At 42.9% G+C, this 12,726-nt stretch carries 11 protein-coding genes; all 11 read left to right on the top strand.

The genetic code is table 11. The features are described from left to right. Positions 1–5: 5 nt before the first annotated feature. The 11 genes from ODU34_RS04285 to ODU34_RS04235 all read left to right on the top strand — a co-directional run bounded on the left by ODU34_RS04285 (position 6) and on the right by ODU34_RS04235 (position 12,648). Positions 6–545, top strand: a complete 540-nt coding sequence (locus ODU34_RS04285; protein WP_172082858.1) for a YceD family protein — start codon at positions 6–8, stop codon at positions 543–545. 87 nt (positions 546–632) lie between these two features. Continuing rightward, positions 633–2,060 carry an NADP-dependent phosphogluconate dehydrogenase gene (gene gndA, locus ODU34_RS04280; protein WP_398578373.1) on the top strand — a complete coding sequence of 476 codons (1,428 nt, stop codon included), beginning with the start codon at positions 633–635 and terminating at the stop codon, positions 2,058–2,060. 81 nt (positions 2,061–2,141) lie between these two features. Continuing rightward, positions 2,142–2,831, top strand: coding sequence for a DNA-binding response regulator (locus ODU34_RS04275; RefSeq protein ID WP_012027645.1), 690 nt, complete (start codon positions 2,142–2,144; stop codon positions 2,829–2,831). An 89-nt stretch (positions 2,832–2,920) separates the two neighbouring features. Beyond that, a complete protein-coding gene (locus ODU34_RS04270; protein ID WP_012027644.1) occupies positions 2,921–4,051 on the top strand; it encodes an AI-2E family transporter in 1,131 nt (376 codons plus the stop codon). 71 nt (positions 4,052–4,122) lie between these two features. Beyond that, positions 4,123–4,614, top strand: coding sequence for a transcriptional regulator NrdR (gene nrdR, locus ODU34_RS04265; protein WP_024399626.1), 492 nt, complete (start codon positions 4,123–4,125; stop codon positions 4,612–4,614). Beyond that, positions 4,601–5,752: a replication initiation/membrane attachment protein gene (locus ODU34_RS04260; RefSeq protein WP_105179415.1), complete on the top strand. Its 1,152-nt coding sequence runs from the start codon at positions 4,601–4,603 to the stop codon at positions 5,750–5,752. Before nrdR ends, ODU34_RS04260 begins: the two co-directional genes overlap by 14 nt. Continuing rightward, positions 5,752–6,651 (top strand): primosomal protein DnaI, encoded by a 900-nt coding sequence (gene dnaI / locus ODU34_RS04255; RefSeq protein WP_105179414.1) that lies wholly within the window; start codon positions 5,752–5,754, stop codon positions 6,649–6,651. Before ODU34_RS04260 ends, dnaI begins: the two co-directional genes overlap by 1 nt. Further along, positions 6,648–7,361, top strand: a complete 714-nt coding sequence (locus ODU34_RS04250) for an NADPH-dependent oxidoreductase (protein WP_105179413.1) — start codon at positions 6,648–6,650, stop codon at positions 7,359–7,361. Before dnaI ends, ODU34_RS04250 begins: the two co-directional genes overlap by 4 nt. An 18-nt stretch (positions 7,362–7,379) precedes the next feature. Next, a complete protein-coding gene (der, locus tag ODU34_RS04245) occupies positions 7,380–8,690 on the top strand; it encodes a ribosome biogenesis GTPase Der (protein ID WP_024393868.1) in 1,311 nt (436 codons plus the stop codon). 416 nt (positions 8,691–9,106) lie between these two features. Further along, positions 9,107–9,415 carry a hypothetical protein gene (locus tag ODU34_RS04240; RefSeq protein ID WP_105179411.1) on the top strand — a complete coding sequence of 103 codons (309 nt, stop codon included), beginning with the start codon at positions 9,107–9,109 and terminating at the stop codon, positions 9,413–9,415. A 140-nt stretch (positions 9,416–9,555) separates the two neighbouring features. Then, positions 9,556–12,648 carry a DEAD/DEAH box helicase gene (locus ODU34_RS04235; protein ID WP_105179410.1) on the top strand — a complete coding sequence of 1,031 codons (3,093 nt, stop codon included), beginning with the start codon at positions 9,556–9,558 and terminating at the stop codon, positions 12,646–12,648. Positions 12,649–12,726 lie beyond the last annotated feature (78 nt).

Raw genomic sequence — 12,726 nt, 5'->3', positions numbered from 1 at the left:
ATACAATGTTTCATATTTACGACATTCAGAAAAATCCAGATGGAATTTCCTTTGAGAAAACCTTGGACTTGCAGGAAGAATTGCAAGCTCGAAATAGTGAAGTTTTAGGCTTGTCGCCTGTACAAGTAAGTGGAAATGTTCGCTTTGAGTCAGGTTTCTTTTTCTTGGACTATCAGATGACTTACGACATCACCTTAGCTTCCAGTCGTTCTTTGCAACCTGTCCTGTTACATGAAGTGCAAGAAGTCAATGAACTCTTTGTTGCCAATGAGGCGGTTCTCAAGGAGCAGGATTTGATTGATGAGGATATGGTCTTGGTGGTGGAAGATGACCACATCGTCTTAGAAGAAAGTGTAGCGGATAATATTTTACTAGCCATTCCTATCAAGGTATTGACACCGGAGGAAGAGGCAGGAACTGACCTGCCATCTGGTCAAGCTTGGACCCTGATGACAGAAGAAGCCTTTCAGCAAGATGTTCAGGAGAAAAAAGAAGCCAACAGTCCTTTTGCTCAATTGCAGGGCTTGTTTGATAGTGAAGAATAGTTTGGATGGTTAAATTATCTGAAAATTCTTGTCAACTTTCCCCTTTCGGTGTATAATGAAAGGGATACAAATTAGAGGAGTAAACAAATGACAAAAGCAAATTTTGGTGTGGTAGGGATGGCTGTTATGGGCCGCAACCTGGCACTTAACGTTGAATCACGTGGTTATTCAGTAGCGATTTACAACCGCTCTGCTGATAAAACAGAAGACGTTGTTGCAAGCAACCCAGGTAAAAACTTGGTACCAAGTTACGATGTAGAAAGCTTTGTGGCATCAATTGAAAAACCACGTCGTATCATGCTCATGGTTCAAGCGGGTCCTGGTACAGATGCAACTATTCAAGCACTCTTGCCACACTTGGATGAAGGTGACATCTTGATTGACGGTGGAAATACCTTCTATGAAGATACCATCCGTCGTTCAAAAGAATTGGCAAATTCAGGTATTAACTTCATCGGTACAGGTGTATCAGGTGGTGAAAAAGGTGCCCTTGAAGGCCCGTCTATCATGCCTGGTGGTCAAAAAGAAGCTTACGAATTGGTGGCAGATGTCTTGGAAGAAATTTCAGCAAAAGCGCCAGAAGATGGAGCACCATGTGTGACGTATATCGGTCCAGATGGAGCAGGTCACTACGTAAAAATGGTACACAACGGTATCGAGTATGGCGACATGCAATTGATTGCGGAGTCTTATGACCTCATGCAACACTTGCTCGGCTTGTCAGTGGATGAAATGGCTGACATCTTCACTGAGTGGAACCAAGGCGAATTGGATAGCTACTTGATTGAAATCACGGCTGACATCTTGAAACGCAAGGATGACCAGGGTCAAGATGGACCAATCGTAGACTATATCATGGATGCTGCTGGTAACAAGGGTACTGGTAAATGGACTAGCCAATCATCACTTGACTTGGGTGTGCCATTGTCATTGATTACAGAATCTGTATTTGCTCGTTACATCTCAACCTACAAGGATGAGCGTGTGGCAGCTAGCAAGGTCCTTCCAAAACCAGCTCCGTTTACATACGAAGGCGATAAGGCTGAATTGGTAGAAAAAATTCGTCAAGCCCTCTACTTCTCAAAAATCATGTCTTATGCACAAGGTTTTGCACAGTTGCGCGTAGCATCTAAAGAAAACAACTGGAACCTGCCATTTGGTGAAATCGCAAAAATCTGGCGTGCAGGTTGTATCATCCGTGCTCGTTTCTTGCAAAAGATTACAGATGCATACGGACGTGACGAAGATTTGGCAAACTTGCTCTTGGATGAGTACTTCCTTGATGTAACGGCTAAATACCAACAGGCTGTTCGTGATGTCGTTGCCTTGGCAGTTCAAGCAGGAGTTCCTGTACCAACATTCTCAGCAGCTATTACTTACTTCGATAGCTATCGTGCTGAAAACTTGCCAGCGAACTTGATTCAAGCACAACGTGACTACTTTGGTGCTCACACTTATAACCGTAAAGATAAAGAAGGAATCTTCCATTACGACTGGTATAGCGAATCAAAATAGAAAAGATGGGCGTGGAAGCGCCCTTCTTTCTAGTCATAATACGATTCCTACACCATTTGAAAGAATAGAAAAGGATGGACAATGGCTAAGAAAATTTTGATTGCTGGTAAAGAACGCAATCTCTCGCATTTTGTTTCCATGGAATTGCAGAAAAAAGACTATCTTGTTGATTATGCATCGACAGGGAAAGAGGCTATGTCCTTGGCACATGAAACGGATTTTGACTTGATTCTGATGAGTTTTCAGCTTTCAGACATGTCCAGTAAGGAATTGGCTACAGAACTGTTAGCGATAAAACCAGCCACGGTCATGATTGTGGTAGTTGAGCCGACAGAAGTTAGTCAATATGGGGAAGAAGTCCTCTCTTATGCTGTTTCCTACGTAGTGAAGCCCTTTGTCATCAGTGATTTAGTGGAGCAAATCTCTGCGATTTTTCGTGGTCGTGATTTTATTGACAATAACTGTAAGCAGGTTCACATGCATGCGGCCTATCGTGATTTGAAGGTTGATTTTCAAAATCGAACAGTGACTCGAGGTGATGAATTGATTAATTTGACCCGCCGAGAGTATGATCTGTTGGCGACCTTAATGAATAGCCCAGAGCCTGTTAGTCGAGAACAACTTCTTGAGCGTGTTTGGAAATATGAAGCGGCTTCTGAGACCAATGTCGTCGATGTATATATTCGCTATCTACGTGGTAAACTGGATTTGCCACATCAAGATTCATATATTAAAACGGTTCGTGGTGTCGGATATGCCATGCGCGATTGATTTAGAGTAGAGAGGAGGGAAGCTTTCCCTCTTTCTTTTTCTATAAGCGTGTGATAAAATAATAGCCAATAAGTAAGAATGGAAAAGTTATGAATACATCATTTAAAGAAAAAGTCATATTGATACTCTTATCTGGAGCGACATTGTTAGCTGTTCTCAACTGGTCAAGTATTTATGGGGCTATTCAACAATTATTAGGCAGTATGAACTCGCTTTTTATTGGAGCTATTTTTGCCTTTATTCTCAATGTTCCCATGAAAAAATTAGAAGATCAGTTTGAAAAAATTTCTTTTTTAAAGAAATCCAAGCGGTCTTTGGCAATTGTTGGAGTATTAATTGGATTTGCTTTAATTGTGACAGGACTGGTGGTGATTGTTCTTCCTACATTGGTGACGACTGTTTCAGAACTGGTTTCGGTTAGCAGCACAGCCATTCCAAAATCGGTAAATGCCCTAACTAATTTTCTTGAATCAAATGGTCTTTTGTCGGGACAAATCGGAGACCAGATTGCCAGCTTTTTGGATCAGTTGAAGAATTTAACACTTATTTCAAGTTTGGTCACACCGATTTTATCTGGCTTGGTGTCCAATGTGACGGGGATTTTTTCGAACACTATGACGTTGATAATGGCTTTCTTCTTCACTCTAGCGATTTTAGGGAGCAAGGAACACTTGCAGGCGATGACGAGAAAGTTCTTGCAGGCTACCTTGCCAGAGAAGGCTGTCAGAGTAGTGAATTATATTGGAGAAGTTATTGTTGATACCTATGACAGATTCTTGATGAGTCAAATTGTTGAAGCGTGTATCATTGGGACACTTGTCTTTGTTAGTTATTCGCTCTCAGGAATTCCTTATGCCAGCATGGCTGGTATTTTGGCTGGGGTCCTATCATTTGTACCTTATATCGGTCCATTTTCAGCGTGTCTGATTAGTGCTCTCTTTGTGGCGGTACAAAATCCGCTCTTGGCACTCTGGTCTATCGCCCTTTTCCAGATTATTCAGCTGATAGAAGGAAATGTTATCTATCCGCGCGTGGTTGGTCAATCAGTTGGTCTTCCGACCCTATTTACCCTGGCTGCAGCCTTGATTGGTGGTAATTTGTTTGGCCTACTTGGTATGGTCTTCTTTACCCCAATTTTTGCGGTTGTCTACCGCCTGGTTCGTGAATGGGTTGCCAGTCGATTGAAGAAGCAAGATGAATTATTGGTAGAAAGTGAGTAATTCTCGCTTTCTTTTATTTTTGTCATTTTTATGCTATACTGAAGTGATAAAGTTTATGTAGGAGAAAGAGTATGCGTTGTCCAAAATGTCAGAGTTTGAAATCAAGTGTCATTGATAGTCGTCAGGCTGAAGATGGCAATACCATCCGTCGTCGTCGTTCCTGCGACCAATGTGGTCAACGTTTTACCACCTATGAACGGATTGAAGAGAAAACTCTAGTCGTTGTGAAAAAAGATGGGACTAGAGAGCAGTTTTCACGTGAAAAGATTTTCAATGGGATTATTCGTTCTGCTCAAAAGCGCCCTGTGTCAACCGATGATATTGATGAAGTGGTGAATCGGATTGAACAGAAGGTGCGAGCACAAGGTGATAGTGAAATAGAATCCGATGTCATTGGGAATTTGGTAATGGAAGAATTGGTCGAATTGGATGAAATCACCTATGTGCGTTTTGCATCGGTTTATCGTTCTTTCAAAGATGTTGGAGAGCTAGAAAATTTACTTAAGCAGATGATTTCTAAAGGAAGTAGGGTAAAACCGGGAAAAAAAGATGAAACCAAATGATTTATTTGCCTATATAAAAATCAGCCCGTTTACACCTGATATTGTCAGTCTTAGCCAATGCTACCAGCCGATTATCGGTTTTGATGCATTAGCGCTTTATTATTACTTTTATAGTTTTGCCGATCAAGGGCAAGGCCGTTACAAATGGACTGTCATTCTCAATCACATGGATTTTGGGATGAATCGTTTGGAGAAGGCTCTGGATATTCTGACTGCCATGGGGCTCCTAGAACTCTATCGTGCAGATGAATTAACAGGTTTGGCGCTACAAGCCCCTCTGACCGTAAAAAGTTTTCTAGCGAAACCCTTGTATAAGAACTTGTTGGCGAGGAAGATTGGGGAGTCAAGCATGGAGAATCTGCTTGTTCACCTACCCAATCAGGAACAGAATATCTCAAAAACATTTTCTCAGGTCTTTACCATGGATGGGCAGGCTCCAGTTGTTTTTGAACCGAAACATGATTTTGACTGGTCTGCCTTCAAGGCCTTGATGGCCAAGGACAAGCTTCTTTTTCAGGATGAAGCTGAGGATATTATTGCGCTTAGTTACATAGCAGAGCAGGCAGGCTGGACCTGGTTGGAAACCTATCGGCAGGCTAAAGCAACCGCTATTGGACAGACGATCTCGACCAAACGCTTGCAGCAGTCACGTCAGTCATTGCCAACAGAAAGCGCCAACCTCACTGCCCAAGAACAAGCCATTGTTCGTGAAGCGAAATCAAAATCCAGCCTAACCTTCTTGTCCTTTATCAAGGAGCAACGGAAGGCAACTGTGACCACAACAGAACGAAAATGCTTGACGGATTTGGCAAATTTGGGTCTGCTTGATGAAGTTATCAATGTCTTGGTCCTCTATACCTTTAACAAGGTGGACTCAGCCAATCTGAATGAAAAATACGCTATGAAGCTGGGCAATGATTTTTCCTACAAGGGAATTGGCAGTGCAGAGGCAGCTGTTCTTTACCTAAGAGAGTTGAAGACAGGTCAAGCTGTCACCAAGCCGAGCCAGCCACAGAAAAGCAATGTGCCTGAGTGGAGTAAGGAAGAGGTTGTCATGGATAACAGTCCTGAAGCTCAGGCAAGAATGGAAGCACTTAGAAAACGAATGTTAGAAAACGAAAGTAAGGGAGGTAGCTGATGAAATCAGTTCAAGACAGGTTGTCGCAGGCAACAAATCCAAGTCCAAAATCTTATCAGCAACTCTATCAGGAGATAGTGAGTGATGCTGAAGTCGCTGCTTTTATCAAAAAAGAAGGTTTGACTCAGCAGGAAATCACCCTCTCCATTTCTAAGTTTTTGGAATATATCAGCCAGCGCGACCTCTTTGTCAAACAGGATGAATCCTATATTGCTAAGGGGTATCAACCAGTTTTGGTCATGAATGAGGGTTATGCGGATGTGTCCTATTTGGAGACAGAAGAATTGGTCGAATACCGTCGTTTGGAAGCCATCAAGAACCGCATTCAGCTCATCAATATGCCTCAGGCACTTAAAAAAGTTACAGGTGAGGACTTGGATTTTACGGATATTAATCGTGAAGAAGTTTATGATGCTATTGCTACTTTTGTTAAGCATTTTGATGAACAGCCAAAAGGTCTTTATATATATGGTAATTTCGGGATTGGAAAAAGTTATTTGATGGCTTACTTGGCTCACCGTTTATCAACCATTCACCACCTTTCTACCACCATGCTCCACTATCCGACCTTTGTTGTCGATATAAAAAATGCCATCAAAGATGGTTCTGTCAAGGAGCGGATTGATGAAATCAAGATGGCTCAGGTCTTGGTGCTAGATGACATTGGAGCGGAGCAACATAGTCCGTGGGTACGTGACGATGTTCTACAGGTCATTCTTCAATACCGTATGCAGGAAAATCTGCCGACCTTCTTTACGTCCAATTTCTCCTTTGAAGATTTGGAACGGCATTTTGCATCTGGCAAGTCTGGTGATGAGACCTGGCAGGCCAAACGGGTTATGGAGCGGATTCGCTATCTGGCTCGCGATTTGCATTTGAAAGGAAATAACCGCCGATGAATGAAACCATTGATTTGATGCTGAACCATACTTCCGTCCGTCGTTTTACGGAAGAGTCTATTGAGGCGGAACATCTGCAAGCTATTATTTCAGCTGGGCGAGCTGCGTCTAGCTGGAAGAATTTCCAGTCTTATTCCATCATTGTGGTACAGTCGGAGGAGAAAAAACAGGCTCTCTATGATTTGGTGCCCCAGCCAGCTATTTTACAGGCTCAGGCCATTCTGGTTTTTGTGGGCGACCATAATCGTGCCAGCAAGGCGGCTCAACTCCATGGTTCAGACTTTGAGGCCAAAGGAACAGAGAATCTCCTCATTTCTTCTGTTGACGCGAGCCTAGCAGGGCAAAATGCCCTTTTAGCAGCTGAAAGCCTGGGTTATGGTGGTGTCTTCATCGGTATGATTCGCCATAAGGCCTTGGCAATAGCAGAGCTGTTCAACTTGCCAGATTATACCTATCCGATTTTCTGTATTGCCCTGGGGCGACCAGCCCAAAACCACCCTGTCAAACCACGTTTGGCAAGTGAAACCATTGTCTTTCAGGAAGAATATGTGGAGCAAGGCGTGGAAGTAATCCAAGCCTATGACCAAGTTCAGACAGACTATGCAGGTGCCCGTCAGACAGAAACCTGGTCGGAGCGTATGGTTGCCCAGTTCGGTCAGGCAGAACAGCCAGAAACAAGGGCTCTATTAGAAAAAAATAAATTATTGTAAACTAGAAGAGGAGGAGCTATGGCTCTACCAACTATCGCCATCGTTGGACGTCCCAATGTTGGTAAATCAACCTTATTTAACCGTATTGCGGGGGAACGCATTTCTATCGTAGAAGACGTTGAAGGTGTGACCCGCGACCGTATTTATGCTACTGGTGAGTGGCTGAATCGTAAGTTTTCCTTGATTGATACAGGCGGTATTGATGATGTGGATGCACCTTTCATGGAGCAAATCAAGCATCAGGCTGAGATTGCTATGGATGAAGCAGACGTTATCGTCTTTGTCGTATCAGGCAAAGAAGGTGTGACGGATGCTGACGAGTATGTATCGCGCATTCTTTACAAGACAAACAAACCAGTTATTTTGGTTGTCAATAAAGTCGATAACCCAGAAATGCGTAATGACATCTACGATTTCTATTCACTCGGTCTTGGCGATCCTTATCCAGTATCTTCTGTACATGGTATCGGAACAGGGGATGTCTTGGATGCCATCATTGAAAACCTACCAGCTCAGGAAGCAGAAGAAAATCCAGATATTATCAAGTTCAGCTTGATTGGTCGTCCAAACGTTGGTAAATCCAGCTTGATTAATGCTATTTTGGGTGAAGAGCGCGTGATTGCCTCGCCTGTTGCTGGAACGACTCGTGACGCCATTGATACGCACTTTACAGACTCAGAAGGTCAAGAATTTACCATGATTGATACCGCAGGGATGCGCAAGTCTGGTAAGGTCTATGAAAATACCGAGAAATACTCTGTTATGCGTGCCATGCGTGCCATTGAACGCTCGGATGTCATATTGATGGTTATCAATGCCGAAGAAGGTATTCGTGAGTACGACAAACGCATCGCTGGTTTTGCCCATGAGGCTGGTAAGGGAATGATTATCGTAGTCAACAAGTGGGACACGCTTGAAAAAGACAACCATACCATGAAGCAGTGGGAAGACGATATTCGTGACCAATTCCAGTATTTGTCATACGCACCGATTATCTTTGTATCAGCCTTGACCAAGCAACGCTTGCACAAGTTGCCTGAGATGATCAAGGCTATCAGTGAAAGCCAGAATACCCGCATTCCATCGGCTGTGCTTAACGATGTCATCATGGATGCCATTGCCATCAATCCAACACCGACTGATAAAGGTAAACGTCTCAAGATTTTCTACGCGACACAAGTTGCGACCAAGCCACCGACCTTTGTGGTCTTTGTCAACGAAGAAGAGCTCATGCACTTCTCCTATATGCGTTTCTTGGAAAATCAAATCCGCAAGGCCTTTGTATTTGAAGGAACACCGATTCATCTGATTGCACGGAAACGGAAGTAAGAAATGAAAAGAGGGCAACCTCTTTTTTCTTTGCACCTATTCGTAAATATGCTAGAATGGATTTGGAGGTGTTGGTATGGTGGCGTTTCCGATTTGGCGATTATTCTTTCTATTGCTTTCGATTTCGGCCTTCTATTTTATTTTCTATGAAGACAGTCAGTATAAACCTTTCGGCTTTCGGTATTGGCTGGGACTAGCGGCTTGTATATGGCTCAATTTGGTGACTTTGGTATCCTATTTTATCGCCTTTACAGGTGGTTCGATTATGGTCTATAATCGCGTTGAACAGCCTATGGTTTTGCTTTTCATCTTCTTTTTTGTGTGTGCTATGTCACTTAGCCTTCTATCGCTGCATGCGGTTAAAACCCTCGTCCGACGAACCAAGTATTATCGACAGGTAAGAAAGGTAGGCTAGGATGGAATTTTTTGGTGAGTTGCTGGTTGAGTTTTTGGCTGGTCTAGCAGACTTTGATGAAAGAAAGTATCCTCCTTTTGGTCTTCGCTATTGGCTAGGTTGGTTGGGAGTTCTGATTCATATCTTACTCCTTGCCTTGCTTACTTGTGTGACCGTCTTCTTTTTCAAGTTTTTCTTGGGTGGAAAAGGCTTGATTAACGTAGTAGTGGCAGTTGTTTTCCTGCTATTTGCTCTATTTTGGCTTTGGAAAAGCAGAAAAACAATCTTGAAAATGTGGCAGGCAACGATTTATTATTTAGCTATTCATTAGAGACACCAGTTTACCAGCTGGTGTTTTTTTTGATACCTATTTAAACAATTCAAATTGAAAATATGCTATAATGAAAAGATAATATTTTAGATACATTTTACAGAAGAGCTGATGATTGGTTGAAGGGTAAAGGAGTTAGAATGGGTCGCATGATGCCAGGGCGGATTCGCCAAGAAGGAATTGATTTGTACGAGGCTGGAAAACTGACTGTTCTTCATAGTGAGAATGGAAAGATGGTGCTGGATATTGCTGGTGAGCGCTTCACTTACGGCGATGCAGATAGCGATTTACAGTGTAGTTGCCAGTTATTTCAAAGTAAGGGCTACTGTCAACACCTAGCTGCCACGGAGTATTTTTTAAAAAATGACGCCTCAGGCAAGGATATGAAGCAGTCTTTGAAAGAAGATGGTGAACAACATAAGGAAACCGTCCGTCGGACTTATTTTGGCGGTCTCTTTTTAGATGAAATTTTGCGGCCAGAACCTGAACTGGGGCTTAAGTATCAGTTATCAGTTGAAGGGAGCTTATTGCCCTATGATCGTCAGATAGATTGGACCTTGAAAATTACCCGCTTGCCAGATACACGTTCGTACATTGTGCGGGACATCGGAGCTTTTTTGCGCATTGTGAAAGCCAACGGTCACTATCAGATAGGTAAAAATTATTATGAGCAAGTTACTTATGAAAATTTTGATGAACCAAGTCAGGCTCTACTGGATTTTCTCTGGGCCTTGGTACCAGAGAAAGTTGGTATAGATTCGGATATTCTTACTCATTTTGGACGACATTTTCGTCTGCCACAAGCCTATTTTGAGGAGGGGTTGGAGCTGTTAAATCAGCTAGAACATTTTAACTTTTCCTATCAACAGCAGTCCTATTCCTCTTTGATGGTTCTTCCGTTGACAGGGGAGGAAGGGCTCTATCATTTTGAGGTGACCGTTCACACGCAGATGATTGAAATGGTTATTCACGAAAAAACAGTCCGACCTCTTTTTCATGGGCGCTATCTCTTAGTAAATGGCACGGTTTATAGTGTCAATCGCCATCAAGAACATCTGATTTACCAAATTTCCGAACTTGTTCCAACCGAATCAGGTTTGAGAAAAGTGCAGGTGGATTTCCCTGACCAAAATCGTCTGGCTTTAAGCTTGCTAGATTTGCAGACAATTGGGACTGTTAAGGCACCTAAACGCTTCATCATTCATGATTTCAAGCCAGAATTTCATATTCAGATGGAGGCAAATGAAAGTTTATCACTCCAAATGGTTTTGGATTTTGATGGACGTAAGGTAAGGAGTGAAGAGGATTTGGCTCTCCTGCCTTTTGCCAGCCATTTCCAGCATTTGGAGAGGGTCTATCAGGCTATTCGTCTAGCTGGCTTTAGGGGGACATATCATGCCCAGAGAGCGGCTCTTAGTCAACAGGAGCTCTATCCATTTTTCCAACAACAATTGCCTATATTACAAAAAATGGGGCAGGTTCATCTAGTAGAAAAGCTCCAGGCTTTATATATTGAAGCCAAACCTCAATTAGAAATTGTGCGTAACGGCTCACTTTTGGATATTTCGTTTGACTTATCAGGTATTGAACAATCAGAAATCGATCAGGCGATTACAGCCTTGCTGAATCAAGAGGATCACTATACTAGTCCGAGCGGTAAGGTGTTTGTTTTTGATGAGGAAACCAAGAAAATCAGTCAAACCCTAATCTATTTGCGGGCCCGTCATGGTAAGGAGGGGCAGGTACAAGTCCATGCTCTTGCCGGTTACCAATTGGCTCAATCCTTGTCACAATTCAACCAAGTCAGTTTCTCCAAGGAATTTGAGGAAATGGCAAGCTATCTAGCTCAGCCAGATTTGTTCCCGCTTCCTGCTGTGGAAGTAACAACGTCGCTTAGGGATTATCAGCAGACAGGGCTTAAGTGGTTGACTATGCTGGATACGTATGGTTTTGGTGGAATTTTAGCTGACGACATGGGGCTTGGAAAGACCTTGCAAACTATCGCCTTTCTGTCCAGTCGGATGACAAAAGATTCCAAAGTTTTAATATTGGCACCGTCTAGCTTGATTTATAACTGGTTAGATGAGTGCAAGCGGTTTGCTCCAAGTTTAGATGTGGCTGTTGTCCATGGAAACAAGGAGCAGCGAGAAGAGATCATTGCCAATGATCACCAAGTCTTAGTTACCTCCTATCCATCCTTCAGACAGGATGTTGCACTCTATAGACAGGAACGCTTTGACTACCTCATTTTAGATGAGGCGCAGGTCATGAAGAATGCCCAATCTAAGATTGCACAGCTACTGCGTGAGTTTGAAGTTGGGAATTGCTTTGCCCTCTCAGGTACGCCGATTGAAAACCATTTGACGGAACTCTGGTCCATTTTCCAAATTGTCTTACCAGGTTTATTGCCAGGCAAACAAGACTTCGGTAAATTAGCAGCCAAGGACATTGCGCGGACCATTCAACCCTTCGTTCTCAGACGTCATAAGGAAGACGTTCTTCAGGAATTGCCTGATTTGATAGAAGTCAATGTACTTAATGAACTGACAGATGAACAAAAAGCCATCTACCTAGCCCAGCTTCAACAAATGCGGACTCAAATAGCTGGTGCAGATGATGCTCAAATCAATCGTAGCAAGATAGAAATCCTATCAGGAATTACTCGCTTACGTCAAATCTGCGATACACCCAGCCTTTTCATGGAAGAGTTTAGTGGTGAGAGTGGCAAACTTAATAGTTTGAAAGAATTACTCTTGCAGCTAAAAGAAGGTGAACACAGGGTCTTGATATTCTCCCAATTCAGAAATATGCTGGAAAAAATAGAAGAACAGCTAAAAGAAATTGGGATGACATCCTATACTCTGACTGGTTCAACCCCTGCTAACCAACGCCAAGAAATGACACAGGCCTTCAATGCAGGAAGTCGAGATGCCTTTCTCATTTCCTTGAAAGCAGGTGGTGTTGGCTTGAATTTGACAGGTGCAGACACAGTCATCCTAGTCGACCTTTGGTGGAATCCTGCCGTGGAAGCTCAGGCTATCAGTCGGGCTCATCGCATGGGGCAGACTGAAAAGGTTGAATGCTATCGCCTGATTACTAGAGGGACAATCGAAGAGAAGATTCAAGAATTGCAAGAAAATAAAAAGAACCTTGTCAAAACAGTCCTTGATGGCAATGAAAGCCGAGCGAATTTGACGGTTGAGGACATTCGCGAGATTTTAGGGATTGAGTGATATGGAATCAGTTGACTCAGCGTAGAATTAGGAAATAAGGCCTAAGTATGGTATAATAAGGGTTCGAAAGGATGACTT

Source organism: Streptococcus sp. 2018WUSS126 (genome assembly GCF_044427425.1).
Taxonomy (GTDB): Bacteria; Bacillota; Bacilli; order Lactobacillales; family Streptococcaceae; genus Streptococcus; species Streptococcus hashimotonensis.
Note: the sequence above shows the minus strand (reverse complement) of the source record. Positions and strands in the feature narration are given on the sequence as shown.

What these genes read in the sequence shown, in the direction of transcription:
- ODU34_RS04260 (WP_105179415.1), top strand. Translation starts at nt 4,601, where the DNA reads ATGAAACCAAATGATTTATTTGCCTATATAAAAATCAGCCCGTTTACA.
- ODU34_RS04240 (WP_105179411.1), top strand. Translation starts at nt 9,107, where the DNA reads ATGGAATTTTTTGGTGAGTTGCTGGTTGAGTTTTTGGCTGGTCTAGCA.
- ODU34_RS04285 (WP_172082858.1), top strand. Translation starts at nt 6, where the DNA reads ATGTTTCATATTTACGACATTCAGAAAAATCCAGATGGAATTTCCTTT.
- nrdR (WP_024399626.1), top strand. Translation starts at nt 4,123, where the DNA reads ATGCGTTGTCCAAAATGTCAGAGTTTGAAATCAAGTGTCATTGATAGT.
- dnaI (WP_105179414.1), top strand. Translation starts at nt 5,752, where the DNA reads ATGAAATCAGTTCAAGACAGGTTGTCGCAGGCAACAAATCCAAGTCCA.
- ODU34_RS04250 (WP_105179413.1), top strand. Translation starts at nt 6,648, where the DNA reads ATGAATGAAACCATTGATTTGATGCTGAACCATACTTCCGTCCGTCGT.
- ODU34_RS04275 (WP_012027645.1), top strand. Translation starts at nt 2,142, where the DNA reads ATGGCTAAGAAAATTTTGATTGCTGGTAAAGAACGCAATCTCTCGCAT.
- ODU34_RS04270 (WP_012027644.1), top strand. Translation starts at nt 2,921, where the DNA reads ATGAATACATCATTTAAAGAAAAAGTCATATTGATACTCTTATCTGGA.
- der (WP_024393868.1), top strand. Translation starts at nt 7,380, where the DNA reads ATGGCTCTACCAACTATCGCCATCGTTGGACGTCCCAATGTTGGTAAA.
- gndA (WP_398578373.1), top strand. Translation starts at nt 633, where the DNA reads ATGACAAAAGCAAATTTTGGTGTGGTAGGGATGGCTGTTATGGGCCGC.
- ODU34_RS04235 (WP_105179410.1), top strand. Translation starts at nt 9,556, where the DNA reads ATGGGTCGCATGATGCCAGGGCGGATTCGCCAAGAAGGAATTGATTTG.